Source organism: Streptomyces sp. NPDC029138, from assembly GCF_055564375.1.
On sequence record NZ_JBVHWM010000079.1, the window covers coordinates 18,045 to 44,467 of the forward strand.

General features: G+C 73.1%; 25 protein-coding genes. 13 read left to right on the forward strand and 12 right to left on the reverse strand.

Annotated elements, in window-relative coordinates; translation table 11 throughout:
• Positions 1–92 precede the first annotated feature (92 nt).
• The 3 genes from ACZ4WH_RS38145 (at position 93) to ACZ4WH_RS38155 (ending at position 3,437) form a co-directional block, all read left to right on the forward strand.
• Positions 93–1,007 carry an SDR family NAD(P)-dependent oxidoreductase gene (locus tag ACZ4WH_RS38145; RefSeq protein ID WP_468189640.1) on the forward strand — a complete coding sequence of 305 codons (915 nt, stop codon included), beginning with the start codon at positions 93–95 and terminating at the stop codon, positions 1,005–1,007.
• A gap of 232 nt (positions 1,008–1,239) precedes the next feature.
• Entirely contained in the window at positions 1,240–2,388 is a 1,149-nt protein-coding gene (locus ACZ4WH_RS38150; RefSeq protein WP_468189642.1) for an acyl-CoA dehydrogenase family protein, read from the forward strand.
• Complete coding sequence (locus ACZ4WH_RS38155; RefSeq protein WP_468189644.1) at positions 2,388–3,437, forward strand: alcohol dehydrogenase catalytic domain-containing protein; 1,050 nt, start codon at positions 2,388–2,390, stop codon at positions 3,435–3,437. The genes ACZ4WH_RS38150 and ACZ4WH_RS38155 overlap by 1 nt, the downstream gene beginning before the upstream one ends.
• A 289-nt stretch (positions 3,438–3,726) precedes the next feature.
• Here ACZ4WH_RS38155 and ACZ4WH_RS38160 read toward each other — a convergent pair whose 3' ends face one another.
• Entirely contained in the window at positions 3,727–4,761 is a 1,035-nt protein-coding gene (locus tag ACZ4WH_RS38160) for a GlxA family transcriptional regulator (protein ID WP_468189646.1), read from the reverse strand.
• Positions 4,762–4,832: 71 nt separating this feature from the next.
• Between ACZ4WH_RS38160 and ACZ4WH_RS38165 the strand changes: the two genes are divergently transcribed.
• Positions 4,833–6,140 carry an MFS transporter gene (locus ACZ4WH_RS38165; protein WP_468189648.1) on the forward strand — a complete coding sequence of 436 codons (1,308 nt, stop codon included), beginning with the start codon at positions 4,833–4,835 and terminating at the stop codon, positions 6,138–6,140.
• Between the two features lie 19 nt (positions 6,141–6,159).
• On the opposite strand, the gene ACZ4WH_RS38170 is transcribed toward ACZ4WH_RS38165, so the two are convergent.
• From ACZ4WH_RS38170 to ACZ4WH_RS38185, 4 genes are all read right to left on the reverse strand, one after another.
• Positions 6,160–6,756 carry a flavin reductase family protein gene (locus tag ACZ4WH_RS38170; protein WP_468189650.1) on the reverse strand — a complete coding sequence of 199 codons (597 nt, stop codon included), beginning with the start codon at positions 6,754–6,756 and terminating at the stop codon, positions 6,160–6,162.
• 82 nt (positions 6,757–6,838) lie between these two features.
• On the reverse strand, positions 6,839–7,627 hold the full coding sequence (locus ACZ4WH_RS38175) for an enoyl-CoA hydratase/isomerase family protein (protein ID WP_468189652.1): 789 nt from the start codon (positions 7,625–7,627) through the stop codon (positions 6,839–6,841).
• The gene (locus ACZ4WH_RS38180) at positions 7,624–9,843 is read right to left on the reverse strand and encodes an acetate--CoA ligase family protein (RefSeq protein WP_468189654.1); all 2,220 of its coding nucleotides are present in this window, start codon (positions 9,841–9,843) and stop codon (positions 7,624–7,626) included. Before ACZ4WH_RS38180 ends, ACZ4WH_RS38175 begins: the two co-directional genes overlap by 4 nt.
• 107 nt (positions 9,844–9,950) lie before the next feature.
• A complete protein-coding gene (locus tag ACZ4WH_RS38185; protein WP_468189656.1) occupies positions 9,951–11,129 on the reverse strand; it encodes a flavin-containing monooxygenase in 1,179 nt (392 codons plus the stop codon).
• Positions 11,130–11,306: 177 nt separating this feature from the next.
• On the opposite strand from ACZ4WH_RS38185, the gene ACZ4WH_RS38190 reads away from it, so the two are divergent.
• Together ACZ4WH_RS38190 and ACZ4WH_RS38195 are read left to right on the forward strand one after the other, a co-directional pair.
• The gene (locus tag ACZ4WH_RS38190; RefSeq protein WP_468189658.1) at positions 11,307–11,756 is read left to right on the forward strand and encodes a DoxX family protein; all 450 of its coding nucleotides are present in this window, start codon (positions 11,307–11,309) and stop codon (positions 11,754–11,756) included.
• On the forward strand, positions 11,756–12,157 hold the full coding sequence (locus tag ACZ4WH_RS38195) for a Zn-ribbon domain-containing OB-fold protein (protein ID WP_468189660.1): 402 nt from the start codon (positions 11,756–11,758) through the stop codon (positions 12,155–12,157). Before ACZ4WH_RS38190 ends, ACZ4WH_RS38195 begins: the two co-directional genes overlap by 1 nt.
• A gap of 3 nt (positions 12,158–12,160) precedes the next feature.
• Here the strand turns inward: ACZ4WH_RS38195 and ACZ4WH_RS38200 are convergent, their stop codons facing one another.
• Both ACZ4WH_RS38200 and ACZ4WH_RS38205 read right to left on the reverse strand, forming a co-directional pair.
• On the reverse strand, positions 12,161–12,829 hold the full coding sequence (locus tag ACZ4WH_RS38200; protein ID WP_468189662.1) for a pyridoxine/pyridoxamine 5'-phosphate oxidase: 669 nt from the start codon (positions 12,827–12,829) through the stop codon (positions 12,161–12,163).
• A gap of 56 nt (positions 12,830–12,885) precedes the next feature.
• Positions 12,886–14,058: a thiolase C-terminal domain-containing protein gene (locus ACZ4WH_RS38205; protein WP_468189664.1), complete on the reverse strand. Its 1,173-nt coding sequence runs from the start codon at positions 14,056–14,058 to the stop codon at positions 12,886–12,888.
• Positions 14,059–14,132: 74 nt separating this feature from the next.
• On the opposite strand from ACZ4WH_RS38205, the gene ACZ4WH_RS38210 reads away from it, so the two are divergent.
• Positions 14,133–15,317, forward strand: coding sequence for an acyl-CoA dehydrogenase family protein (locus tag ACZ4WH_RS38210; RefSeq protein WP_468189665.1), 1,185 nt, complete (start codon positions 14,133–14,135; stop codon positions 15,315–15,317).
• Positions 15,317–15,811, forward strand: a complete 495-nt coding sequence (locus ACZ4WH_RS38215) for a nitroreductase/quinone reductase family protein (protein WP_468189667.1) — start codon at positions 15,317–15,319, stop codon at positions 15,809–15,811. Before ACZ4WH_RS38210 ends, ACZ4WH_RS38215 begins: the two co-directional genes overlap by 1 nt.
• A gap of 12 nt (positions 15,812–15,823) precedes the next feature.
• On the opposite strand, the gene ACZ4WH_RS38220 is transcribed toward ACZ4WH_RS38215, so the two are convergent.
• Positions 15,824–16,441 (reverse strand): LysE family translocator, encoded by a 618-nt coding sequence (locus ACZ4WH_RS38220; RefSeq protein WP_468189669.1) that lies wholly within the window; start codon positions 16,439–16,441, stop codon positions 15,824–15,826.
• Between the two features lie 82 nt (positions 16,442–16,523).
• On the opposite strand from ACZ4WH_RS38220, the gene ACZ4WH_RS38225 reads away from it, so the two are divergent.
• Complete coding sequence (locus ACZ4WH_RS38225) at positions 16,524–16,976, forward strand: Lrp/AsnC family transcriptional regulator (protein WP_103809828.1); 453 nt, start codon at positions 16,524–16,526, stop codon at positions 16,974–16,976.
• 73 nt (positions 16,977–17,049) lie between these two features.
• On the opposite strand, the gene ACZ4WH_RS38230 is transcribed toward ACZ4WH_RS38225, so the two are convergent.
• The gene (locus ACZ4WH_RS38230) at positions 17,050–17,685 is read right to left on the reverse strand and encodes a TetR family transcriptional regulator (RefSeq protein WP_468189687.1); all 636 of its coding nucleotides are present in this window, start codon (positions 17,683–17,685) and stop codon (positions 17,050–17,052) included.
• Between the two features lie 134 nt (positions 17,686–17,819).
• Between ACZ4WH_RS38230 and kbpA the strand changes: the two genes are divergently transcribed.
• The 3 genes from kbpA (at position 17,820) to ACZ4WH_RS38245 (ending at position 21,818) form a co-directional block, all read left to right on the forward strand.
• Positions 17,820–18,554 (forward strand): AfsK-binding protein KbpA, encoded by a 735-nt coding sequence (gene kbpA / locus ACZ4WH_RS38235; RefSeq protein ID WP_468189671.1) that lies wholly within the window; start codon positions 17,820–17,822, stop codon positions 18,552–18,554.
• A 178-nt stretch (positions 18,555–18,732) separates the two neighbouring features.
• Positions 18,733–21,105, forward strand: a complete 2,373-nt coding sequence (afsK, locus tag ACZ4WH_RS38240) for a protein serine/threonine kinase AfsK (protein WP_468189673.1) — start codon at positions 18,733–18,735, stop codon at positions 21,103–21,105.
• Positions 21,106–21,269: 164 nt separating this feature from the next.
• On the forward strand, positions 21,270–21,818 hold the full coding sequence (locus ACZ4WH_RS38245; RefSeq protein WP_468189675.1) for a hypothetical protein: 549 nt from the start codon (positions 21,270–21,272) through the stop codon (positions 21,816–21,818).
• 3 nt (positions 21,819–21,821) lie between these two features.
• Here the strand turns inward: ACZ4WH_RS38245 and ACZ4WH_RS38250 are convergent, their stop codons facing one another.
• Genes ACZ4WH_RS38250 through ACZ4WH_RS38260 form a run of 3 tightly spaced genes read right to left on the reverse strand, consistent with a single transcriptional unit; the run spans position 21,822 to position 24,159 of the window.
• A complete protein-coding gene (locus ACZ4WH_RS38250; protein WP_468189677.1) occupies positions 21,822–22,595 on the reverse strand; it encodes an enoyl-CoA hydratase/isomerase family protein in 774 nt (257 codons plus the stop codon).
• A complete protein-coding gene (locus ACZ4WH_RS38255) occupies positions 22,592–22,999 on the reverse strand; it encodes a Zn-ribbon domain-containing OB-fold protein (RefSeq protein WP_468189679.1) in 408 nt (135 codons plus the stop codon). The genes ACZ4WH_RS38250 and ACZ4WH_RS38255 overlap by 4 nt, the downstream gene beginning before the upstream one ends.
• Before the next feature lie 5 nt (positions 23,000–23,004).
• On the reverse strand, positions 23,005–24,159 hold the full coding sequence (locus tag ACZ4WH_RS38260; protein ID WP_468189681.1) for a lipid-transfer protein: 1,155 nt from the start codon (positions 24,157–24,159) through the stop codon (positions 23,005–23,007).
• An 88-nt stretch (positions 24,160–24,247) separates the two neighbouring features.
• On the opposite strand from ACZ4WH_RS38260, the gene ACZ4WH_RS38265 reads away from it, so the two are divergent.
• On the forward strand, positions 24,248–25,828 hold the full coding sequence (locus ACZ4WH_RS38265; RefSeq protein ID WP_468189683.1) for a FadD3 family acyl-CoA ligase: 1,581 nt from the start codon (positions 24,248–24,250) through the stop codon (positions 25,826–25,828).
• Positions 25,829–26,423: the final 595 nt, after the last annotated feature.

Here is a 26,423-nt window from a genome sequence, read left to right on the forward strand (position 1 = left end):
CCCGGGGCTTGTGCCCGCGCGGTCGGCGGGACATAAAATCTAACGGACCGTCAATCTAACGAACCGTCAGAAAATGAGGGAAGGGGCCGGACGTGGGGAACTTCTTGACCGGCAAGGTCATCGCCGTGACGGGTGCCGGGCGCGGGATCGGGCGGGCGGTCGCGCTGGCGGCGGCGGCCGAGGGGGCGAAGGTCGTCGTCAACGACCACGGCGTGGCCGTGGACGGCGCCTCGCCCACCAGCGAGGTCGCCGAGGCCGTCGTCAAGGAGATCGAGGCGGCGGGCGGCGAGGCCGTCGCGGTCGCCGACGACATCTCCACCATGGCGGGCGGGCAGCGGGTCGTGGACACGGCGGTGGAGACGTACGGCCGGGTCGACGGGGTCGTGTGCGTCGCCGGCATCCTGCGGGAACGGATGCTGTTCAACATGACCGAGGAGGAGTGGGACCCGGTCGTCGCCACCCACCTGAAGGGCACGTTCACCGTGTTCCGGGCCGCCTCCGCCGTCATGCGCCGGCAGCGCTCCGGCACCCTCATCGGCTTCACCAGCGGCAACCACCAGGGTTCCGTCGCGCAGGCCAACTACAGCGCGGCCAAGGGCGGGATCATCTCCCTCGTGCGCAGCGCCGCGCTCGGCCTGCACAAGTACGGGGTGACCGCGAACGCGGTGGCGCCGGTGGCGCGTACGCGGATGTCGGCGAACGTGCCCGTGCGGCTGGCGGAGATCGGGGAGCCGGAGGATGTGGCCGCGCTGGTGGTGTACCTGCTGTCCGAGCGGGCTGCCGCGCAGGGCGTCACCGGGCAGGTGTACACGGTCGCCGGGCCGAAGATCGCGGTGTGGGCCCAGCCGAGGGAACTCCGTTCCGTCTACGCCGAGGGGTCCTGCTGGACGCCCGAGCGGATCGCCGAGGTTCTGCCGGGATCGGTGGGGGTGGATCCGATGCCGATGCTCTCCGAGCTGGCGGCGATGGAGGAGGCGGCGCGGGGTGGGGGCCGACCGAACGCCTAGTAGCTCGGAACGTGTTGTGGTTCGGCGGCTGCGGGTCGTTTTCGGCTGGTCGCGCCCACGCGGCGGAGCCGCATATCGATGCAGCCCCGCGCCCCCTCGGGGCGCTCGCGCAGCTGCGGGCAGTCGTGCCGCTGGGGCGGCACGGGTGGGCGCGGCGGCACCCCGCCGGCGCGGGTGAGCGGACCAGCCCCCGGCCGACACCGACGCCGGTCACCGATCAGAGGTGGTGGACATGGAGTTCGGGTTCAGCGACGAGGATGAGGCGTTTCGTGTCGAGGTCCGGGCCTGGCTGGGCGAGCATGCCAATGGCTCGGTGTCCAGGCGTGCTTGGGAGAGGACCCTCGGTGCCGCCGGCTGGATCGGGCTCGGCTGGGGGGAGTCGGGGTACGGGAATCGGACCGTGCCCCTCACCCGACAGGTCGTCTGGGCCGAGGAGTACGCCCGGTCGGCCGCGCCCCCACGTTCCGGGCACATCGGTGAGAACCTGCTCGCCCCCACCCTCCTCGCCCACGGCGACGAGGAGCAGAAGCGCCGCTTCCTGCCGCCGATCGCCGCCGGTGAGGAACTCTGGTGTCAGGGATACAGCGAACCCGGTGCCGGCTCCGACCTCGCCGGGGTGCGCACGGCGGCGGTGCGGGACGGGACGTCGTACCGGATCAGCGGGCAGAAGATCTGGACCTCGCTCGCCCATGAGGCCGACTGGTGCTTCGTGCTGGCCCGGACCGACCCGGACGCGCGCCGCCACCACGGCCTCAGCTTCCTGCTCGTGCCGATGGACCAGCCCGGCCGCGTCGAGGTCCGGCCCATCCGGCAGCTGACCGGCACGAGCGACTTCAACGAGGTCTTCTTCGACGGGGCACACGCACGCGCGGCCCACGTCGTCGGGGGCGAGGGGCACGGCTGGCGGGTGGCGATGAGCCTGCTCGGATTCGAGCGGGGGGTCTCCACCCTGGCCCAGCAGATCGGCTTCGCCGAGGAGCTGGCGGGGGTCCTCACGACCGCCGTGGAGACCGGAGCCGTACACGACCCGGTGCTGCGTGCCCGGCTCGTCCGCCAGTGGGCCGAGCTGCGCGCCATGCGCTGGAACGCCCTGCGCACCCTCGGCGGCCCCGCCGACCCGGGCGCGCCCAGCGTGGCCAAGCTGCTGTGGGCCGACTGGCACCAGCGGCTGGGCGAGCTGGCCGTCCAGGTCAGGGGCGCGGCGGCGGCCGTGGGACCCGAGGACTGGTCGCCCGCCTCGCCGTACGCGCTCGACGCCGGCCAGCACCTGTTCCTGTTCTCCCGGGCCGACACCATCTACGGCGGCTCGGACCAGATCCAGCGCACGATCATCGCCGAGCGCGTGCTCGGGCTGCCGGGTGAGCCGAAGGGGGCCGTGTGATGCGGGGTGTGGTGTTCGACGGCAGGCAGGTCCGGGTCGTCGACGATCTGACGGTACGGGAGCCGGGCCCCGGCGAGGTGCTGGTCGCCATCGCGGCGGCCGGGCTGTGCCACAGCGACCTGTCGGTCGTGGACGGCACCATCCCGTTCCCGGTACCGGTGGTGCTGGGCCATGAGGGCGCCGGGGTCGTGGAGGCGGTGGGTGTGGGCGTCACCCATGTCGCGCCCGGTGACCATGTGGCCCTGTCCACGCTGGCCAACTGCGGGACGTGCGCGGAGTGCGACCGGGGACGGCCGACCATGTGCCGGCAGGCGATCGGGCGCCCGGCGAAGCCGTTCACGCGGGGCGCGGAGCCGGTGCACCAGTTCGCCGCCAACTCGGCCTTCGCGGAACGCACGGTCGTCAAGGCCGTGCAGGCGGTGCGCATCCCCCAGGACATCCCGCTGTCCTCCGCCGCGCTGATCGGGTGCGGGGTGCTCACCGGGGTCGGCGCGGTCCTGAACCGGGCCCGGGTGGACCACGGGGACAGCGTGGTCGTCATCGGCACGGGCGGGATTGGGCTGAACGTCATCCAGGGCGCCCGGCTCGCGGGCGCCCTCGCCGTCGTGGCCGTGGACGCCAATCCGTCCAAGGAGGCGGTGGCCCGGCAGTTCGGTGCGACCGACTTCCTGACCTCGGCGGACGGGGTGCGGGATGTGCTGCCGACGGGGGCCGGCCATGTCTTCGAGTGCGTGGGCCGGGTGGAGCTGATCCGCCAGGCCGTCGACCTGCTCGACCGGGGCGGCCAGGCGATCCTGCTCGGCGTGCCGCCGGCCACGGCCGAGGCGTCCTTCCTGGTCTCCTCCCTCTACCTGGACAAGGCGATCCTCGGCTGCCGGTACGGCTCCTCGCGTCCCCAGCGGGACATCGCGCTGTACGCCGAGCTGTACCGCCAAGGACGCCTGATGCTGGACGAGTTGGTGACCGGGGTGTATCCGGTGGAGGACTTCGAGAAGGCCCGGGCGGAGGCGGAGGCGGGCCGGGTGGCGCGGGCCGTGCTGACGTTCTGACCGCGCTGAGCCTCCGTCAGGCACCGGCGGCCGAGGTTATCCACAGGCTCGGGAGAAGGGGGCGGCGGTTTTCGGTGGTGGCCCCTACCGTCGAGGCATGAGCTACCGCGATGTCGTCTCCCGGCGGGTCCTGACCTGGGCCCTGGTGGCCATCGGCGCCCGCATGCCGGTGGCCATGGCCCCGCTGACCCCGGGCTCCCTGGCCCACGAGCGCCCCGGCCGGGGTGGCGTGGCCCTCAGCCTGCTGCTGACGTCGGTCGGCTGGTGGGGCGGGAGACGGGCCGGCCGGTCAGCGCGGGGTGCCGGCGCCGTCGTGCCGCTCGGTGCCGCCGCCGGTGCGGAAGGTGCGCCGGTAGGCGGTGGGCGTGACCCCGAGCGCGGCCTGTACATGCTGGCGCATCGACTGGGCCGTGTTGAAGCCCGACTCCCGGGCCACCTGGTCCATCGACAGATCGGTGGACTCCAGCAGGTGCCGGGCGCGCTCCACGCGCTGCTGGGTGAGCCACTGGCCGGGGCTGATGCCGACCTCCTCGCGGAAGCGGCGGGTGAAGGTGCGTACCGACATGGCCTCCTGCTCGGCCAGGTCCCGCAGCTGGATCGGCTCGTGCAGCCGGCCCAGCGCCCAGGCGCGGGCAGCGGTCGTCGTGGCGACCTGGGGGTCGGGGACCGGGCGGTGGATGTACTGGGCCTGACCGCCGTCGCGGTGGGGCGGTACGACCGTGCGGCGGGCCACGTCGTTGGCGACGGCCGTGCCGAAGTCACGGCGGACCATGTGCAGGCACAGGTCGATCCCGGCGGCCACCCCCGCCGAGGTCAGCACGTCCCCGTCGTCGATGAACAGCACGTCCGCGTCCACCCTGACCTTCGGGAACATCCGCTGGAAGCGCTCGGCGTCGGCCCAGTGGGTGGTCGCCGGACGCCCGTCGAGGTAGCCGGCGGCGGCGAGGACGTAGACGCCGGTGCAGATGGAGGCCAGCCGGGTGCCGGGGCGGATGCGGGCAAGGGCGGCGGCCAGCTCGTCGGTGAGCCGGCCCTCGTCGTAGAGCGGGCCGCGTTCGTACGACGCCGGGACGATCACCGTGTCGGCCGTCGCGAGCGTCTCCGGGCCGTGCGCGACGTGCACGGCGAAGTCGGCGTCCGTCTCGACCAGGCCGGGCGGCCGGGTCGAGCAGGTCACGACCTCGTACAGAGGCCGTCCCTGGGCGTCCCGGGGGCGGCCGAAGATCCGGTGCGGGATGCCCAGCTCGAAGGGCAGCAGACCGTCCAGGGCGAGGACGGCGATCCGGTGCGGCCGGAATCCCCCCGCGACTGCGCTCGTCGTCATGGCCCGATCATAACGAAGGCTGTCCACCGGGCCACTCGATGCGCGAGCATACGCGCGGGAGTCTGGAAGACGTGACCCAGACAACCCCCGCCGTCGCTCCCCTCCAGGCCCCGCCCGCCCGGCGCAGCCGTGTGCACCGCGCCTGGTTCGTCGCCGCCGTCACGTTCGTCACGATCACCGGCGCGGCGGCCTTCCGATCCCTGCCCGGCCTGCTCATCGACCCGCTGCACCAGGAGTTCGGCTGGTCACGGGGCACGATCGGCGCCGCCGTCTCCGTCAACCTCGCGCTCTACGGCCTCACCGCGCCCTTCGCCGCCGCGCTGATGGACCGCTTCGGCATCCGCCGGGTGGTCGCCGCCGCGCTCACCGTGATCGCGCTCGGCTCCGGCCTGACCGTGTGGATGACGGCGGCCTGGCAGCTGTTGCTGTGCTGGGGCCTGCTGGTGGGGCTGGGAACCGGTTCCATGGCGCTGGCCTTCGCGGCGACGGTGACCAACCGCTGGTTCACCGAGCGACGCGGTCTGGTCACCGGCATCCTCACCGCCGCTTCCGCCTCCGGCCAGCTGGTGTTCCTGCCGCTGCTGTCCTGGATCGTCGAGCGGCACGACTGGCGGCCCGCAGCGGTCACGGTCGCCCTGGCCGCGTCCGCCGTGGTCCCCTTCGTCTGGCTTCTGCTGCGCGACCACCCGGCCGACGTGGGAGTGGCACCGTACGGGGCGCGGGAGTTCGTGCCCAAGCCGCCGCCCGTCACCGGCGCCGCCCGCCGCACGCTCGGCGTGCTGTCCTCCTCCGTCCGTACCGGCACCTTCTGGCTGCTCGCCGGCACCTTCGCCATCTGCGGTGCCTCCACCAACGGACTGGTCCAGACGCACTTCGTGCCCGCCGAGCACGACCACGGCATGCCCGTGACGACGGCGGCCTCGCTGCTCGCGGTGATAGGCGTGTTCGACGTCGTCGGCACCATCGCCTCCGGCTGGTTCACCGACCGCTTCGAACCGCGCCGCCTGCTCGCCGTCTACTACGCCCTGCGCGGCATGTCCCTGCTGTTCCTGCCGATGCTGCTGGGCCCCGCCGTGCACCCGCCGATGCTCTTCTTCATCGTGTTCTACGGCCTCGACTGGGTGGCCACCGTCCCGCCCACCCTGGCCCTGTGCCGGGAGCAGTTCGGCGAGGACAGTGCCATCGTGTTCGGTTGGGTGCTCGCCTCCCACCAGGTCGGCGCGGCCGCCGTCGCCTACCTCGGCGGAGTCGCCCGGGACGTCTTCGGCTCCTACGACGTCGTCTGGTACGCCTCCGGCACGCTGTGCGCGGCGGCGGCCCTGATGGCGCTGGTCATCCGGCGCACCACCGCGACCGTCCCCAGACCCGCCGCATCCTGAACGCGCCCTTACGCGCGGCTCAGCCGTCGGTGAGCCGGGCGAACCGTCCTCGGTGGAAGAGCAGCGGCTCCTGGGGCCCGTCCGCACCGAGGGCGGCCACCCGGCCCACGACGACGAGGTGGTCGCCCCCGGTGTGCACGGCGTGGACGGCGCAGTCGATCCAGGCGGCGGCACCGGCGAGCCGTGGCGACCCGGAGACGGGCGCGGGGTCGTACGCCACCCCGGCGAACTTGTCCGCGCCGCTCACCGCGAAGGCCCGGCACAGCTCGTCCTGTCCGGCGCTGAGCACGTTGACGCAGAAGACGCCGGCGCGGGCGATGCGCGGCCAGGTCGCGGACGTACGGCCCACCATGAAGCAGACGAGGGGTGGTTCGAGGGAGAGGGAGGAGAAGGACTGGCAGGCGAACCCGGCGGGCCCCGGCTCACCCTCGGCCCCGGGCGCCGTGATCACGGTGACCCCACTCGCGAAGCTCCCCAGCACCCGGCGGAACTCCGCCTGCCCCACCGGCGCCCGTTCACCGTCCCGCACACACCGCAACTCGGGCCGGGGCAGGGCCTCCACGGGCCTGCCCCCCAGATACCGAACAGCGAACGCCGCCGCTCCCGCGTGTCCCATCACCCCTCCATTGAAGCTGACGGTATGTCAGATAGGAAGGGCTGGACGGGGCTGGACAGGGCTGGAAGGGCTGGACGGGCTGTCAACGGCCGCTGAAGTCCGGGTCCCTGCGTTCGGTGAACGCCTGTAGGCCCTCTCGGGCGTCCTCCGTCGTCATGTTGAGTTCCTGGGCCCAGGACTCCGCGGCGAAGGCGGAGGCGCGGTCGGTGTCGAGGGAGGTGTTCACCAGGTGCTTGGTGAGGGCCAGGGCTCTGGTCGGGGCGGAGGCCAGCCGGGATGCCCAGGTGCCGGCCGTCTTCTCCAGGTCCGCGTCCGGGACGACCCGGTTGACCAGGCCCAGGCGTTCCGCCTCCGAAGCCGGGAGCGCGTCGGCGAAGAACATCAGTTCCTTCGCCCGGTGGGGGCCGATCAGGCGGGGGAGGAGATAGGCGCCGCCGCCGTCGGGGACCAGCCCGCGGCGGGTGAACACCTCGATGAAGCGGGCCGATCCGGCGGCCAGGACCAGGTCGCAGGCGAAGGCCAGGTGCGCGCCCAGGCCGGCCGCCGTGCCGTTCACGGCGGCCAGGACCGGCTTCTCGCAGTCCAGCACGGCGGCGATCAGGCGCTGCGCGCCCAGGCGCAGCACCCGGGCCACGTCACCCGGCACCCGCTCACCCGAGCCGCCCCCGCCCCGCAGGTCCGCTCCCGCGCAGAAGCCTCGGCCGGTGCCGGTGAGGACCACCGCCCGGACGGCCGGGGACGCCGACGCTTCCTCCAGCAGGTCGATGAGGTGGTCCCGCATGGCGGGGGTGAGGGCGTTCAGGGACTCGGGACGGTTGAGGGTGATGTGGGAGACCCGGTCGCGGACCTCGTGCCGTACGGGCTCGTTCATCGGCACACCACCAGCGCGTCCAGCGCCACCGCGCCCTGTCCCCGGGGCAGCACCATCAGCGGGTTGATGTCCAGCTCGGCGATGTGCGAGCCCAGTTCCAGGGCCATGCGCTGCACCCGCAGGACGACCTCCACCAGCGCGTCCACGTCGGTCGGCGGGCGGCCCCGGACGCCGTCCAGCAGGGCCCGGCCGCGCAGCTCGGTGAGCATGGCGCGGGCCTGGTCCTCCCCGAACGGCGGGACGCGGACGGCCGCGTCGTGCAGCACCTCCACGAGGATGCCGCCGAGCCCGACCGTCACCGTCGGCCCGAACAGCTCGTCGTGGGTGACCCCGGCCACCATCTCCACGCCCTGCTCGACCATCTGGCACACCAGGACGCCGTCCAGCCCGACGCCCTCGTACCGGGCGATGTCGGTCAGCTCCCGGTACGCGTCGCGGACCTGGCTCGCCGAGGTCATGCCGATCTTCACCAGGCCCAGTTCGGTCTTGTGGGCGATCTGCGCGCCGGACGCCTTCATCACCACCGGGTAGCCCACCTGCCCGGCCGCCCGTACGGCCGCCGCCGCGCTGGTCACCAGCTGCTCGCGCGGCACCCGGATGCCGTACGCCCGCAGCAGTTGCTTGGCCGCGTGCTCGCTGAGCTGCCGGCCGGGCTGCATCAGGGCCTCGGCCTTGCGGAAGGAGGGGGACGGGGTGCGCGGGGCCGCGTCGAAGGGGGAGCGGTAGTCGGTCACGAAGCGGTGGTGGTCGAGCCAGGCGCGCACGGCGGTCAGGCAGTTGCCGACCGTGCGGAAGGTGGCCACGCGGGAGGAGCCGAGCAGGACGTCCCGGTACGCCGGCTCGGTGCCGGCCGGTGAGCCCCACACCACGCACACCAGCTTGTCCGTCTCCTCGGCCGCCGCGACCAGGTCCTGGACGAGTCTGTCGCTGAGCGGCGGGAACGGGCCGGTGACCGGGCAGATCAGGACGCCCACGGCCGGGTCGGCGAGCAGGGCGTCGATGATCTTCCGGCCGCGCCGGTCGCCGACCGGGTGGCCGCCGTTGTCCACCGGGTTGGCCACGCTCAGATACTCCGGTATCCACTGGTGCAGCTCGGCCTGCTTCTCCGGCGACAGCCCCGGCAGCCGGAGCCCCGCCCCGGCGGCCAGGTCGGCGACGTGCGCGCCCGTGCCGCCGGAGATCGAGTAGACCACCACGCCGTCGGCCAGGGGCGCCCGCGCCCGCGCCAACAGGGCGGCGGTGTCCTGGAGTTCGTCCAGGGCGTCGACGCGGATCACGCCGTACTGCCGCATGGCCGCGTCCACCACGTCGTCGGCACCGGTGAGCTTGCCGGTGTGCGAGGCGGCCGTGCGGGCGCCGGCCTCGGTGCGGCCCACCTTCACGGCGACCACCGGGACCTTGCGGCGGGCGGCGCGGTCGGCGGCCAGCAGGAAGGCGCGGCCGTCCTTGAGCCCTTCGACGTAAGCGGCGATGGCGCCGACCTCGGGCTGTTCCGCGAACCAGGAGAGGAAGTCGGCGGTCTCCAGGTCGGCCTCGTTGCCGGTGGGGGCCCAGTGCGACAGCCGGATGCCGAGGTCCTGGAGGGCGAAGACGGGTCGGCCCTGGTGCCCGGACTGGGTGATCAGCGCGATGGCCGGCCCGGTCAGGTCGTCCCGGAAGCGTTCGAAGGCGTTGAGGTTGGTGTTCGGGCCGAGCAGCCTGACGCCCGAGCGCCGTACGGCCTCGGCCAGCCGTTCCTGTGCCGCGGCGCCGGCCTGGCCGGTCTCGGCGAACCCGGAGGCGAAGGCGACCGCGAACCTCACCTTCGCCTCGGCGAGTTCCTCGATCAGCGGGAGCGGGTCGGCCACCAGCAGCACGGCCAGGTCGACCTGTCCGGGCAGCTCGGCGACAGAGGCCACGCAGGGCAGGCCGAACACGGAGGGGCGGGTCGGGTGCACCGGGTGCACGCGCGCCCCGACCCGCGCGGCCCAGTCCAGCAGCTGCCGGGTGATACCGGTGTTCGGCCGTCCCTCGGTGTCCGAGGCGCCGATCACGGCGACCGACTCGGGCCGGAAGAACCGGTTCAGGTCCGGTACGTCCGCGTGGAGCGGGCGCCCGCTGACATCGAGGTCCGCCACCCGGTCGTGGATGGCGGGTCCGGGCCGCTGGTCGCCGCAGGCGATGACCCGGGCCCGGCGGGAGTCGGTGGTGAGGGTGCCGTGGGTCGATCCGAGCATCGTTCCGCCCGCCTCCTGTGAGACAGCCACCAGTACCTGACGCCCTGTCAGGTTACTGAACTGACGGGGTGTCAGGAACTGGTCGGAACGGCAAAGTTACCGCGCGACTACGTCAGCCTCTTCGCGACCGCCTTCGCGATCCGGGTCGCGTCGAGCGCCAGCTCCCGGAGCATCCCGCTGATGGGGTTGGTGAACCCGGTGAAGTACAGGCCGGGCGCCTGCGCGGGCGTACGGCCGCCGTGCGCCACCGGTCTGCCGCGCCCGTCCAGCACCCCGAGATGCCCGACCAGCCCCTCCAGCGCCCGCACGTACCCGGTGGCCGCGATCACCGCGTCGGGCGAGATCCGGCTGCCGTCGGCGAGGACCACCTTGCCGTCCTCGAACGCCTCCACGGCCGCCACGATCTCCACCTTGCCCGAGCGCACCGCGTCGATCAGGCCGACGTCCTGGACCGGGATCGCGCCCTGCTTCACCCTGCTGTACAGGCCGGTGTCCGGACGCGGCAGCCCGTGCGCGGACAGGTCCGGGGTGCTGATCCGCCCGACCGGCCCGGCGAGCCGGTCCACGAGCCACACCGGCAGCCGCCGGACCAGCACGCCCGAGTACTGGGAGGCCCAGCCGAGGGTCGACCGGCGCAGGATGTGCGGCGCCGTGCGCACCGCCAGCCGTACCCGCGCGGCGCCGCCCTCCGCCAGGTCCACGGCGATCTCCGCGCCCGTGTTGCCGACGCCGACGACGAGCACGTCACGGCCCCGGTACGGCTCGGCGTCGCGGTACTCGCCCGCGTGCAGGAACCGGCCGCCGTACGACTCCCGGCCCGGCCAGTCGGGGATGCGCGGGGTGTGGTTGAAGCCGGTGGCGACGATCACCGCGCTGCCGGTCAGCTCCCGGCCGCCGGAGGCGTGCAGCAGCCACCCGGTGCCGTCCACGGTCCGCTCGACGCGGTGGACCTCCACCCCGGTGACGATCTCCAGCTCGTGATGCTCGGCGTACTTCTCCAGGTAGCGGACCACGTCGTCCCGGGAGACCCAGCGGCCGAACTTCCGGGGGATGGCGAGGCCGGGCAGCGAGGACAGCCGCCGGGTGGTGTGCAGGTGCAGCCGGTCGTAGTGCCGGCGCCAGGAGGCGCCCACCCGGTCGGACTTCTCCAGCACCACGGCCCGTATGCCTCGCGCCCGCAGCGCGTACGCGGCGGCGAGACCCCCGGGACCGGCGCCGATCACATACACCGGGCGGTCGGCGGGGGTCGGCGACGGGTGGACGGGAGAGGGACGGGAGACGGCCATGAGCGGGAGCGTAATCACACACCCGCTTGATGGGTCTCGGTCAAGACCGGAATTGGTTGCGGATTGATCACGGGTGTACGGGAAGGGTGTCCCGGCCGTGAACAACGGGCCCGCACCGGTGATTCAGGGGGGACTCACAGGTGGGCTTCACGCGCCATCTGACGTACTGTCAGATACATGGACTCGCTATGGCTGGACGGCGCTCAGTGGCTGGCGGTGCTGCGCATCGGCCTCGGCCTGTGGTGGCTGGAGAGCTGGCGGCACAAGGACAAGAAGGCCTGGTTCGAGCGGGGCAGCGGGATCGCCTGGGCGGCGGACGTGGCCGCGAGACACCGGTGGACCCCGGTGCGGGCGGGCTTCGACACGGTGGTCGCACCCCGCCCGAAGCTGATGGCGTACGTGGTCGCCTACGCCGAACTCTCCCTGGGCCTCGGCCTGACCGCCGGCTTCCTGACCCCGGTGGCCCTGCTGGGCGGCCTGCTCCTGAACCTTCTCTACTTCGTCCTGATGATCCACGACTGGGCGGAACAGGGCCAGAACTCGATGATGGCCCTGATCTCCCTGGTCGGCCTCTTCGGGATGTCCTGGCAGACGTGGTCGCTGGACGCGGCGCTGGGCTGGTTCTGATGGACGGCCCGCGCCACGACGTCCCGGAGCCCGACGCCCTCACCCGCCCCTACTGGGAGGCGGCGGCGCGCGGCCGGCTGCTGATCCGCCGCTGCGCGGCCTGCGGCCGGGCCCACCACTACCCCCGGGAGTTCTGCCCGCACTGCTGGAGCGAGGAGGTGACCTGGGAGGAGGCGAGCGGCCGGGCCACGCTCTACACGTGGTCCACGGTCCACCACAACGACCTGCCCCCGTTCACCGGCCGCGTCCCCTATCTGGCAGCGGTGGTCGATCTGGCCGAGGGCCCGCGGATGATGACGGAACTGGTGGACTGTCCGGAGGACGGCCTGCGGGCCGGAATGCCGCTGGAGGCGACGTTCCGGAACGGAATCCCGGTGTTCCGGGCGGGGCCGGGAAGCTGACCCTCACGGCCAGAGCAACACTTTGCTCCAGCCGAACTCGGTGCTGCGGTACTCCAGGCGCACATGCCGCCGTTCCGTGTCCCCCTGGAAGAACTCCACCGTCTGAGGATGCAGCCGGTACAGGGTCCAGGTCGGCGACGGCTCCTCGGGGTTCTCCCGGGCTCGCTCCCAGGCCGCCTCCGAGGCCCGCCGCAGCTCGTCCGGCGAGGCCAGCTCCTCGCTCTGCCGGCCGGTCAGCGCGGCGGCCAGCGCGCCCGTGGACCGCGCGTGCAGATCGGCCTGGCTCTCCTCGGCCGGGGCCGACGTCACCGGCCCACGCACCCGCACCTGGCGGCCGAGCACCGGCCAGTAGAAGGCGAGGGCCGCGTACGGCCGGGCGCTCAGCGCGCGTCCCTTGCGGCTCGTGACGTGCGTGGCGAAGGACCAGCCGTCCGCGTCGGCGCCGTGCAGCATCACGATCCGCACGTCCGGCCTGCCCTCCTCGTCCACGGTCGCCAGCGACATGGTGTGCGGCTCCGGCTGTCCCGCCGCGACGGCCTCCGCGAACCAGTTCGTGAACAGGGCCAGCGGGGTGGGAGGGGCGGTGTCCGGGTCGAAGGGCCGCAGCTCGGTCACCTGGGGGTCCCAGACCCGCAGCGACCGCAGCAGCTCCTGAAGATCGTGCTGTGCCATGGGGCGAGTATCACCCGTACCGGCTCGCGGCCCCGGGCGGCACAGGGGCCGTACCCTCACTCCCTGCCCAGCACCACGGTCCCCGAGGAGCAGAACCACCCCCCGGTCCCGGACGCCACGCCCAGCCGGGGCAAGCCGCCGTCCCGCGCGCGGACTTGCCGCTCACCGGCCTCCCCGCGCAGCTGCCGTACCGCCTCCACCAGCAGGAACAACCCGCGCATGCCCGGGTGCTGGGCCGACAGGCCGCCGCCGTCCGTGTTGACCGGCAGCTCTCCGCCCCGCACCAGCAGCCGGCCCTTCTCCACGAACGCGCCGCCCTCGCCCTTGGCGCAGAAGCCCAGGTCCTCCAGGGTGACCAGGGTCATGCAGGTGAAGGCGTCGTAGATCTCGGCGAAGTCGATGTCCGCCGGGGTCACCCCGGCCCGCTCGAAGGCCAGCCGGCCGCTCACCGCCGCCGGGGAGACCGTGAAGTCCGGCCACTCGGACATGGTGGCGTGGGAGACGTGCTCGCCGGTGCCGAGGACCCAGACCGGGGTCGTACGGCAGTCCCGTACGTACTCCTCGGCCGCCAGCAGGACCGCCGCGCCGCCGTCCGAGCGCAGACAGCAGTGCAGCTTGGTGAACGGGTCGGCGATCAGCGGGCCGGACAGGACGTCGTCGACGGTGACCGGCGTGCGGAACATCGCCTCCGGGTTGAAGGCCGCGTTCGCTCTCGCCTGGACCGCCACCTGGGCCAGCTGCTCGATCGTCGTCCCGTACTCGATCATGTGCCGGCGGGCCGCCATCGCGTACTTGGCGATCAGCGTGTGGCCGTACGGCGCCTCGAACTGGAGGGGGCCCCGGGCGCCGAAGGACAGGGTGCCCGTGCGGCGGCCCGCCTTGATGTCCGCGCGGGCCGTCGAGCCGTACGCCAGCAGGACGGCGTTCGCGTGGCCCGCCGCGATCGCGTCCGCCGCGTGCGCCGCCATGACCTCCCAGGACGAGCCGCCGACCGAGGTGGAGTCGACCCAGGTGGGCCGCAGGCCCAGATACTCGGCGACCTCCACCGGGGCCAGCGTGCCGAGGCCGGCGGAGGCGAAACCGTCGACCACCGCGCGGTCCAGGCCCGCGTCGGCGAGGGCCCGGCGGGCCGCCTGGGCGTGCAGCGCGTACGCCGTCGCGTCGTCCACGCGTCCGCAGTCGGACAGGGCCACGCCGACCACGGCGACCTTCCTGCTTCCGCGAGCCATGAGAGGGCTCCTCCCTCTGTGCATCTCATTCCGGCCTGCCTAATATGACGGACCGTCAGACAGGGAGGAAGGCCATGGACACGCGCCTCACCGCCGAGCAGGACGAGATCCGCCGGACCCTGCGCGAGGTGCTGCGCAAACGCTGCGGCCCGGCAGAGGTGCGGACCGCCGTCGACACGCCCGCCGGCCACGACCCCCACCTGTGGTCGGCCCTCGCCGACCGGCTCGGCCTGCCCGGACTCGCCCTGCCCGAGCGGTACGGCGGCGTCGGCTGCTCGGTCACCGAGCTGGCCCTCGCCTGCGAGGAGACGGGACGCGCCCTGGCGCCCTCGCCGCTGCTCGCGACCTCCGTCCTCGCCGCCCCGCTGATCCTCGCCCTCGGCACCGAGACCCAGCGCGCCGAGCTGCTGCCGCGCCTCGCCGCCGGGTCCCTCACCGCCACCCTCGCCGTCTCCGGGCCCGCGCTCGCCACCGCACTCGCCCTGACCGGCGCGAACGACGGCTACAGCGCCGGCGGCGGACGGGCCGGCGGGGTGCAGGCGCGGCGGGCGGAGGGCGGGTGGCGGCTGTACGGGGAGGCCGGGCAGGTGCTGGACGGGCACAGCGCGGGGGTGCTGCTCGTCGCCGCGCACACCGGGGGCTTCGCCCGCTCACGGCCCCTGCTGTTCCTGGTGGCGGCCGACGCGCCGGGCCTGGTACGCGTCCGGCAGACCGCGCTGGACGCCACCCGCCCGCAAGGACGCGTACAACTACGGGACGTACGGGCGGAGTTGCTGGGTGCCGAGGAGGCGGACGTCCTGCCCGCCCTGGCCCGGACCGGGGACGCCGTCGCCGCCGTGCTCGCCGCCGAGGCCGTCGGGGCGGCCGACCGCGTCCTGGAGCGGACCGTGGAGTACGCCGGACAGCGGATGCAGTTCGGGCGGCCCATCGGGTCCTTCCAGGCCGTGAAGCACCGGCTGGCGGATGTGTACGTGGCGGTGCAGGCGGCGCGGTCGGCCGCGTACTACGCCGCCTGGGCGGCCGGCCGGGGCGAGCGGGCCGGCGGGCTCGCGCTCGCGCAGGCTCTCGCTGCGGTGCGCCGCGCCGCCGCCGAGGGCATCCAGCTGCACGGCGGGATCGGGTTCACCTGGGAGCACGACGCCCATCTGTACTTCAAGCGGGCGGCCGGTGACGAGCTGCTGTTCGGACCGGTACACCGGCTGCGGGACCGGGCCGCGGCGGTGGCGGGCCTGTTCGCGGCCGGGGAGGTGGCCGTCTGATGGCCCGCACCGCCGGCGTCCGTCTCGTGCGGCTCGTGCAGAAGGTGTCCTCCACCCGGGCGTTCGCGAAGCTCGCCCCGCGGGTGATCCCGGCCCTCGACCGGGGCGTGCACCGGCTCACCAGGGGGCGCGTGCTGCTCAGCGCCCAGCTCCTGCCGGGGGTGATCCTCACCTCGACGGGAGCGAGAAGCGGCCTGCCCCGCCGCACCCCGCTGGCCTGCATGCCGGAGGAGGCCGGGACCAGCTGGGTACTCGTGGGCTCCAACTTCGGCCGGCCGGGGCATCCCGCCTGGACGCACAACCTCCTGGCCCACCCCGAGGCCTCGATCAACTGGCAGGGGCAGGACGTCGCGGTCAGGGCCCGGCTGCTCACGGGGGAGGAGCGCGCCGTCGTCTGGCAGGCACTGCTGGCCTTCTGGCCGCCGTACGCGACGTACCAGGCCCGGGTGGAACGGGAGATCAGGGTGTTCCGGCTGACGCGCGGGGAGCCCTGAGCCGCCAGGACACTAGAGCGTCGCCAGTCGTTCCGCCAACAGCAGCGCGCCGACGCCCAGCATCGCCGCGCCCGAGGTGCGGGTCACCGCTCGGGCCGCTGTCGGGCGGGCGCCGAGGAGGGTGCGGGCGAGGGTGCCGACGGTGAGGTAGACGGCGGCGCAGCAGGCCATGTGGAGGAGACCGAGGGTCGCGGTCTGCGCGGGGACGGGGAGATGGGCGCCCCTGAGGGTGAGGAACTGGGGGAGCACGGAGAGGTAGAGCAGCAGGCCCTTGGGGTTCAGGCCGCTGATCGTCGCGCCGCGCAGGAACGGGCGGCCGTCGGTTGTCGCCGTGGTGTCCGCGCCCGGGACCGCCGGGTGGCGCAGGACGCCCCAGCCCAGCCACAGCAGGTACCCCGCGCCCGCCACGGTCAGGGCCGTCAGCAGCCGGGGTGAGCCCGCCACCAGCACCGCCAGGCCCGCCGTCGCCAGCGCGGTGTGCAGGGCGTACCCGCAGACCAGGCCCGCCACCGCGCGCGGGACCCGGCTGCCGCGCAGGGCGGTCGCGATGACGTACGCCCAGTCGGCGCCCGGTACGCACACCAGCAGCAGGTCCACGACGAGGAAGGAGAAGAGCAGTCCCGAGTCCATGCCAGGGACATTAGGCGCGAATGGCCCGAAAGTGTTCCCGAACTTTGCCCATGATCGCGTGCTCTGGGCAAATATCTTCTTCATGGACGACGTGGACCGGAAAATCCTTGCCGAGCTGCAACAGGACGGGCGGCTGACCGTGACCGAGCTGGCCGCCCGGGTGCGGCTCAGCGTCTCGCCCTGCCACCGGCGGCTGCGTGAGCTGGAGCGGTCCGGTGCCATCCAGGGCTACCGCGCGATGGTGGACCCCGCCTCGCTCGGCCTGAACTTCGAGGCGCTGGTCTTCGTGTCCATGCGCCAGGAGGACCGGGACACGGTCGCCGAGTTCGAGCGGGCGGTCAGCGAGCTGGAGCATGTGCTGGACGCCCAGCGGCTGTTCGGCGAACCGGACTATCTGCTCCGGGTGGCCACCGCCGACCTGGCCGCCTTCCAGCGGCTGTACGACGAGCGGCTGGCGACGCTGCCGGGGGTGCAGCGGCTGACGTCGACGCTCGTGATGAAACACGTGGTGCGCGACCGGCCGTTGCCGGCGTAGACGGCAGGCGGTGGCTCACCGTGTGAACCACCGCCTGCCAGACAGGACTTGGACCCTGGCAACGAGTGCGTGCCTACTTGGAAGGCTTCCTGCCCGTCACGCCCAGGTGCACCAACAACGCCAGATTCGGCTTGAGTTCGGCAGCCTTCACACCCCAGGACGAGAAGCCCTTCTGGTGGGCCGCCACCGCCGCGAGCATCGCGACCAGCGAACCGGCCACCGCGGCCGGGTTCACGTCCTTGTCGACCCGGCCCTTGGACTGGAGTTCCGCGATGGAGTCCGCGAGGGAGTTGTTGACCGAGTTCAGGATCTTCATACGGATCTTGTAGAACCGTTTGTCCCCCTCGGCCGCACCGAGATCGACCACCCGCAGGATCGCGTCGTTCTTGCGCCAGAACTCCAGGAATCCGTCCACGAGTTCCTGCGCGGTCTGCCAGCCCGACTTGCCGGTCCAGGTGCGTCCCTCGAGGAGTTCGGTCAGTCCCGCGCCCTCGGCCGCCATCTGCTCGGCGATCTCCAGGACGGCACCTTCGACGTCCGGGAAGTACTGGTAGAAGGTCGCGGGCGAAGTGCCCGCCTTCCGGGCGACATCGATGACCTTGACGTCCCGGTACGGGGAGGAGCTGAGCATCTCGCTGAGGCAGTCGAGCAGCTTCTGCCGGGTCGCCTGCCCACGCCGGCCGGCCACGCGGCCGTCGACGGTACGCACTTGTCCTGTCATGCCGTCAGCTTACCGAGGGGTGATCGGAGCGCGATTCGGCCGACTGCAAATGGGGTGCGCGGGGGCAACGGGGGTGGTGTGCCTGGTCTGCGCGGTGCGCGCGGCCCGGTTACTTTGACGGCATGGCCGAAAACAGGGCATCCACGAACGAAGAGGCATACGGGGAGGGCGTCCCCTGCTGGGTGGACGCCCAGCTGCCCGACGTCGAGGCGGGCAAGCGGTTCTACGGTGAGCTTTTCGGGTGGACCTTCGAGGAGGCGTACGGCTCCTCCGTGTGGGCCCGGCTGGACGGCGACCTCGTCGCCTCGCTGGCCCCCAAGACGGACGGCCGGATGCCCACGGTCTGGACGGTCTCCTTCGCGACCTCGGACGCCCAGGCCCTCGGCCGGCGGATCACGGCGGCCGGCGGGCAGGTGGTCATGGCCCCGTTCCCGGTGGGCGACCTGGGCGTCGCCGCCCTGGCCGCCGACCCCGGGGGAGCGGTCTTCGGCCTGTGGCAGCCCGGCACCCATCGCGGCTTCCAGCGGCGGCACGAGCCGAACACCTTCGTCTGGGCCGAGCTGTACACCCGGGACACCGCGGCGGCCAACACCTTCTACGGCGGTCTCTTCCACGACGCCCTGTTCGGCACCGAGGCCGGGCCCGACTTCGGCCGCGCCGACGTCACCGACGTCTTCCCGGCCGAGATGCCCTCGCACTTCCTCGTCCACTTCCGGGTGACGGATCTCGCGGACGCCCTCGGGGCCGTGCACCGGCTCGGCGGGCGGGTGCAGGCGCCACCCTTCGGGACGTCGTACGGAGTGGTGGCCGTCGTCACCGACAATCAGGGGGCGTCGTTCGCGCTGCTCCAGCGCTGACCCGTCCGCTTTGGGATGATTCAGCGCTGGACACCCCGATTGTCGCCGGGTTCGCAACCAGCCGCCCGGCCAGGAAGAATCGGGGTGCGTGCCGCCATGGCGGTGCGGTGGTGAGACGCTGCACTTCGGTCGCGTACATATGGAGAGTGGCGCGGCTCGTACGGGGAGGTGGCAGGCAGTGGTGGATCAGCTGACGCAGCACGATCCGCGGCGGATCGGGCCGTTCGAGGTGCTGGGCCGGCTGGGGGCCGGCGGCATGGGGCTGGTCTATCTCGCGCGCTCGGCGTCCGGCCGGCGCGTCGCGATCAAGACGGTGCGCACCGAGCTGGCCGAGGACCAGCTCTTCCGCGTCCGCTTCACCCGCGAGGTGGAGGCGGCCCGCGCGGTCTCCGGCTTCTACACCGCGGCCGTGGTCGACGCCGACCCGCGTGCCGCCGTGCCCTGGCTGGCCACCGCCTACGTCCCCGCGCCCTCGCTCGAGGAGATAGTGAACGAGTGCGGGCCGCTCCCGGCCCAGGCCGTGCGCTGGCTCGCGGCGGGCGTGGCGGAGGCCCTCCAGTCCATCCACGGCGCCGGGCTGGTCCACCGCGACCTCAAGCCCTCCAACGTGCTCGTGGTCGAGGACGGCCCCCGGGTGATCGACTTCGGCATCGCCTCCGGCGTCTCGAACACCCGGCTGACGATGACGAACGTCGCCGTCGGCACCCCCGCCTACATGTCCCCGGAGCAGGCCAAGGACTCCCGCAGCGTCACCGGCGCCAGCGACGTCTTCTCGCTCGGCTCCATGCTGGTCTTCGCGGCCACCGGCCACCCGCCCTTCCACGGCGCCAACCCGGTCGAGACCGTCTTCATGCTGCTGCGCGAGGGTCCGGACCTCACCGGCCTGCCCGACGAGCTGCGCCCGCTCATCGAGGTCTGCATGCAGATGGAGGCCACCGCCCGCCCCACCCCCGCCGACCTCCAGGCGCAGCTCGCGCCGCACCTCTTCGGCTCCGGCTCCGACGACAGCGGCACCGCCTCCGCCTGGCTGCCGGAGAAGGCGGTCGCCCTCATCGAGGCCCGCCGCGGCGGACGCCCCGCCGCCAAGCCCGCCCCGGCCCCGACCGGCGGCCCGCGCAGCGGCGGCCGGCAGGCCGTGCCCCCGCCGCCGCCGTACGACCCCCCGGTCCCGGCGCCCGTGAGTGCTCCGGTGCCCGCGCCGGTCGGCGCCCCCGACACCGGTCCGGTCCGGCTGACCGGCGCCCAGGGCGCCCAGGTGCCCATCGGCCCCGGCCCCCGGGTCGCCGACGCCCGCGCCGCCGCCGTCAAGGCGCCCCCGCCCGAGGCCGGCCTGGTGGCCAACTGGTCCCGGCCCCGCCCCGGCGTGGCCGGCACCGATCCCGCCGTACCGCCCGTGCCGCCGCAGCCCCCGGAGACGGCGGCGGGCTGGCGCCCCTGGCGGTTCCGCATGTCCAACGACGTGTGGGGCACCCCCTCCGTCGACGGCGACCTGGTCTACGTCACCTCCTTCGAGGTGCACGCGCTGGACGTGGCCACCGGCCGCCGCCGCTTCAAGACCCGGGACGTCGCCTGGTCCATGGCGGTGGCGGACGGCCGTATCCACGCCTCCGACGGCCCCACCCTGTTCGCCCTGGACGCCCGCGAGGGCACCGACCTGTGGCGGCTGTCCACGGACGCCTGGGTGTACTCCCTCAAGGCCGACCGCGGCACGGTCGTCACCGGCACCCGCGGCGGCGGCGTCCAGGCCTGGGAGGCGGCGAGCGGGCAGAAGCTGTGGGAGATCACCGGCTGCCAGACCGACTTCGAGTCCCCGGAGGCGGGCGCGGTCGTGCACGACGGCACGGTCTACGTCTGGCAGGACGCCCGGCTGCGCGCCCTGGAGGCCCGCACCGGCGAGGAGCGCTGGTCGTACCCCATCGGCGACGCGGCCTCCTGCGGCGGCGTCCCGGTCCGGCTGGCCCCGGCCCCCGACGGCTGCGTCTACGTCTCCGCGGGCACCCGTGTGCTCGCCATCGAGGCGGTGAGCGGCATGGTCCGCTGGCACTTCGAGGCACCGGCGGTCTTCCTGAGCCCGCCGGCCTTCGCCCCGGGCCCGGCCGTCACCGGCGGCGGCATCTACCTCGCCGACTACCTCGGCACGGTCTACGCCCTCGACGCCGCCGACGGCCGCGACCGCTGGCGCATCGCCACCGAGGCCCGCTCCTCCGTCGAGCCGGTCCTGGTGGCCGCCGGGCACGTCCACGTCGGCAGCGGCAAGGGCCTGTACACCCTGGACGCGGTCACCGGCACCCCCAAGTGGCGCTTCCAGGCGGGCGGCGACGTCGTGGGCGCGCCCGCGGTGGCGGAGGGCCGCATCCACTTCGGCTCCACCGACCACCTGCTCTACACCCTGAAGGCCGATGACGGACGCCTGCGCTGGAAGCTCGCGACCGGCGGCGAGATCACCGGTTCCCCGGTGGTCAAGGACGGCGTGGTGTACGCGTGCAGCAAGGACCGGTGCGTGTACGCGCTGGACGCGGAGAAGGGCACGGGCACCGCGCGGACCGCGTGAGGGGGACGGCCGTCGTACCGGTTGCACGGAAGGGGCCTGGGACGGCGGCCGTCGTCGCGGGGAGCGGCGTTCGTCCACCGCTCTCAGCGCAGACGCTACGCCGAGTACGTGGCGGTCGCCACACAGTGACATGACCGTGACAGGCGCCCCCTAGAGTGCTCGGCATGCATCGACGGGGACACTTGTTCAAACTGACGGCGGTATCGGCCCTGGTCGTTCTGGCGCTGACCGGATTCAAGAGCCGCGGCCACGGACACAGCGGCGGCCACGGCAGCGGCGGCGGGTGCAGCAGCTCCAGCCAGGACCACGACAGCTCCTCGTCCACGTCGTCGGGCGGCGGCTACGGCTCGGGCACGCACCACGACTACGACGATGACGACGACCACTACGGTGACGGCACCTCCGGCAGCTCGTCCGGCGGATCGACCCCCTCCGAACACCGGGACGGCACGGCACGGCTGGTGAGCTGCGCGACGGTGAAGAAGCCCTACGCGACCATCGAGGTCACCAACCCGAACGCCGCCGACAGCAGCTTCGACGTCCACATCGTCTTCGAGGACGCGGACGACATGACGGTCGACGGCACCATCAAGGAGGTCAGCGTGCCCGCGAGCGGCACCAGGACCATCCAGGTGCCGGTCACGAACGCGCGGGAGAACGCCGCCGAGGTCGACCACTGCGACCTGGATCCGGTGGCTTCCTACAACTGGTGAACCTCACCGAGTCCTGAAGTCCGCGCGGCGGGCGGCGAACAGCTCCGCCTGCCGCGCGCCCGGCAGATTCCCCAGCGAGATCAGATGCGGCGCCTGCGCGAACGCCTGGGCGAGCCCGGCCTCCCGGGCCGCCCACAACGCCCGCACGGTCCCCTGCACGGCCTCGGCCGGACACCCGGCGATGACGGCGGCGCAGTCGGCGGCCACCGCCGACGCGCCACCGGCCTCTGCGAGTTGGGAGACCAGACCGACCTCGTACGCCCGCCGGGCCGACAGTCGCTCGGCGCCGCCCATGAGCACCATGCGCGCGACCTCGCCGTACGGCATGCGCTGCGCCATGAGCATCGACTCGTAGGCGCTGACCATGCCGTAGGTGGTGTGCGGATCGAAGAAGGTGGCGTCGGCCCCGGCGACCATGAACTCGCACTCACCGAGCAGGTAGAAGGCACCCCCGCAGGCCATCCCCTCCACCGCGGCGACGACCGGCTTCCACAGCCCGTTCGCCTTCGGCCCGACGCCCAGCAGCGGATCGTCCTGCATGTACGGCGAGTCGGGCTGCGGCACGACGACATCCCGGTCGATGCCCGTACAGAACGCCCGCCCCCCGCTCCCGGCGAGCACGACGGCCCGCACGGAGTCGTCGAACCGCAACTCCCGCCAGACCTCGCCGAGTTCCCGGACCATCTCCAGATCGATGGCGTTGAGCCGCTCCGGCCGGTTCAGCGTGACGACGGCGACGCCGGTGTCCTTGTCGACGTCGAGGCGGACCGTGTTCACACCAGCACCCACTGCGGCAGCCCGCCGGAGAAGACCGCCCGCACCCGGGCGCCGATCCGCAGGCGCGCCGGATCGAGGGAGTCCAACGGGGCCCCGGCCCGCGCCACCACGTTCCCCACGAGCCGTATCCGCGGGGCCTCCTCCAGCTCCACGACGACCACGTTGTACGGCGCCTGCGCCGCGTAGTCGGGCAGCAGCGGCGGATGCGGCACGACGTACGACCACACCCGCCCGCGCCCCGACACCGGCCGCCACTCGCTCGCGAACGACTGGCAGTGCGGGCAGCAGGGCCGGGGCGGGAAGCGAAGCTCACCGCAGTCGGCGCACGCCTGGACGCGCAGCTCGCCGCGGGCCGCGTACTCCCAGAAGGGCGCGCCGTCGGTGTCGGTGACGGGACTCAGCATGGCGGTCAGCTCCTGAGGAGGAGGGCGGAGGTGGGGACGCCTTCACCGGCCGTGACCAGGCAGGTCGCGGCGCCCGGGACCTGGGCGGTACTGGTCCCTCGTAGCTGCTTGACGCCCTCGTTGACGAGGTTGAAGCCGTGCACGTAGGCCTCGCTGAGCCCGCCGCCGCCAGTGTTGATCGGCAGCCGCCCGCCGATCTCCAGGGCGCCCTGCTCGGTGAAGGAGCCGCCCTCGCCCCGCCCGCAGAAGCCGTAGCCCTCCAGGGACAGCGGGATCAGCGCGGTGAAGGCGTCGTAGATCTGCGCGACGTCGATGTCCTCCGGCGTGAGGTCGGCGTGCTTCCACAGGTGCCGGGCGGCGGTCCAGGCGGGACCGGTGAGGGGGTCGTCGTTCCAGTAGTTGACCATGCCGTGGTGCTGGGCGGGCAGCCCCTGAGCGGCGGCGTGGACGTACACGGGCCGCTGCCGGCAGTCCCGGGCGCGCCCCTTGCTCACCACCACACAGGCGAGAGCCCCGTCCGTCTCCAGGCAGTTGTCGTAGAGGCACAGCGGCTCGCTGATCCACCGGGAGGTCATGTACGTCTCGCGGGTCAGCGGCCGTTCGTACATGACGGCGGCGGGGTTCTGGTTGGCGCGATTTCGGCAGGCCAGCGCAACATTGAACAGATGATCCCGGCTGACGCCGTACTCGTGCATGTACCGCCGGGCCAGCACGGCGATCTCGTCGACGGGCCGGAGCAGCCCGAAGGGACGGGTCCACTGGGCGGGAGTCGGCAACTGCACGGCCGTGTCGGTCCACGGCCGGGGCCCGCTCCCCCTCTTCCTGGAACGCCACGCGACCCCCACCGTCGCCTGCCCGGAGGCGATGGCGGCGGCGAGATGCGCGACGGTCGCACAGGAGCCGCCCCCGCCGTACCCCACCTTGCTGAAGAAGGTCAGATCCCCGAACCCGACGGCCTTCGCCAGTTCCACCTCATCGGTCTCCTCCATGGTGTACGAGGCCAGCGCGTCGACCTCGCCGGGCGCGATCCCCGCGTCGTCGAGCGCGGCGAGCACAGCCCGGCAGGCGAGCGTCTTCTCGTCCTCGGCCAACCGCCGGGCGAACGCGGTCTGCCCGATCCCGACGACGGCGGCGGCGTCCTTGACCCCTGCACCTGCCACGGTGGACACCCCCTCTCCTGACAGCTCATCAGATTACCGCTAATCTGACGGTTCGTCAGCTACGTGTTCTCCCGGGGGAGGCCGGTCCATGACGCCGTGGGAAACCATCCCGGAACTGGTGCGGTCGGCGGCCGAGCGGTACGCGGACACCGAGGCCGTGGTCGAGGGCCGTACGAGGATCACGTACGCCGAACTGGGCCGCCGCGTCGAACGCGCGGCGGCGGCCTGCCTGGCGCACGGGGTGCAGGTGGGCGACCGGGTCGCCGTCTGGGCCCCCAACACCCTGGACTGGATCGTCGCGGCCCTGGGCGCGGTGTCGGCGGGCGCGGTACTGGTACCGCTGAACACCCGCTTCAAGGGAGCGGAGGCGACGGACGTCCTGCGCCGCAGCGGGGCGAGGCTGCTGTTCGTCACGGGAACGTTCCTGGGCACGTCGTACGTGGCGTCGCTGAGACGGGCGGCCGGCGTCGGGGAACCGACCGAAGGGCGCCCGCTCCCCGCTCTGCCGGCCCTGGACCGGGTGGTGGTCCTCTCGGACGACGCACCGCCCGACTTCGAGACGTGGAAGAACTTCCTGGCGGCGGGGGAGGGCGTGGCGGGCTCCGAGGTGACCGCGCGAGAACGGCAGCTGACCGGCTCGACGACCTCGGACATCATCTTCACGTCGGGTACGACGGGCCGCCCCAAGGGCGCGGTGATCACCCACTCCCAGACCCTGAGGGCGTACGAGACCTGGGCGGACCTGGCCGGCCTGCGCCGATCCGACCGCTACCTGATCATCAACCCCTTCTTCCACACCTTCGGCTACAAGGCCGGGGTGATCGCCTGCCTCGTGCGCGGGGCGACGATGATCCCGCAGCCGGTGTTCAACGTGGACACGGCCCTGGCGAACATCGCGGCGGAACGGGTGTCGGTACTGCCGGGCCCGCCGACCCTGCACCAGCAGCTCCTTGACCACCCGGCCCGCGACGCCCACGACCTGTCGACCCTCCGCCTGGTGGTGACGGGAGCGGCGGTGGTCCCCCTCCGCCTGGTGGAACGCCTGCGCGAGGAACTCGGCGTCGGCACGGTCCTGACGGCGTACGGCCTCTCGGAGGCCACCGGAATCGTCACGATGTGCCGCCGCGACGACGCCCCCACGGTGATCGCCTCCACGTCCGGCCGCGCGATCCCCGGCACGGAGGTGAAAGTGGCCGCGCCTTCCGGCACCCCTGGCGAGGTACTGCTCCGGGGCTTCAACGTCATGCGGGGCTACTACGAGGACCCCGAGGCGACGGCGGAGGCGGTGACGGAGGACGGCTGGCTGCGCACGGGCGACGTGGGCGTCCTGGACGAGGCGGGCAACCTGCGCATCACGGACCGCCTCAAGGACATGTTCATAGTGGGCGGCTTCAACGCGTACCCGGCGGAGATAGAGCAACTCCTGTGCACCCACCCGGACGTGACGGACGCGGCGGTCATCGGCGTCCCGAACCCCCGCCTGGGCGAGGTCGCGAAGGCCTTCGTCGTACGCCGCCCCGGCTCGGCACTGACCTCGGACGACCTGATCGCCTGGTCCCGCCGGGAGATGGCGAACTACAAGGTGCCGAGGTCGGTGGAGTTCGTGCCGGGTCTGCCGCGCAACGCGAGCGGAAAGGTACTGAAGGGGGAGCTGAGGGGGAGGGGATGACCAACCCCGGCGCTGAGAGGTTGCCGTCGGTCCGCCCGCTTCTTGGCCAGTGTCGTGCTTCCGCGACCCGAGTAAAGGGCGCGTTCCGCGTCGCCTGCGGCGATGGCCCTCCGGGCCACCCTTGACTCGGCCCGCTCCAGCACGGGGTAGAAGCGAGCGGGCGGCCGGGGGAAAGTGGCCGCCTCACCGGTGCGGGGCCCTCGGCCGAGCCGGGCGCGCACCCGGGGCGAGGGGTGCGCGTCGGTGCCTCGTCAGCACGCCGGGTGGGTTTGGCGGCTTGCGGTCGGTGGGGGGAACGAGGGGGGTGGCTCCTGGCCTCTGTCGGGGGTCCCATGAGCCCCTCAGGTCACACGGGTGCCGGGATTGGCAGATCTGTTCCACTCCCACCGGCGACCCAGCCCTCTGACCTGCTTCTGCGCCTGCGCCGCTTGGAACAGATCTGCCAATCATCGTGTGAGGGGCCTGTGAGGCACCCACCGCCGCCCTAGGGGCAGCCGCCTATCGCACCCGGCGTGCATGTGAGGTGCGAGCGCGCCCCGCCCACTCGCCGCAAGCCGCTAAGCACACCCGGCGTGCATGTGAGGTGCGAGCGCGC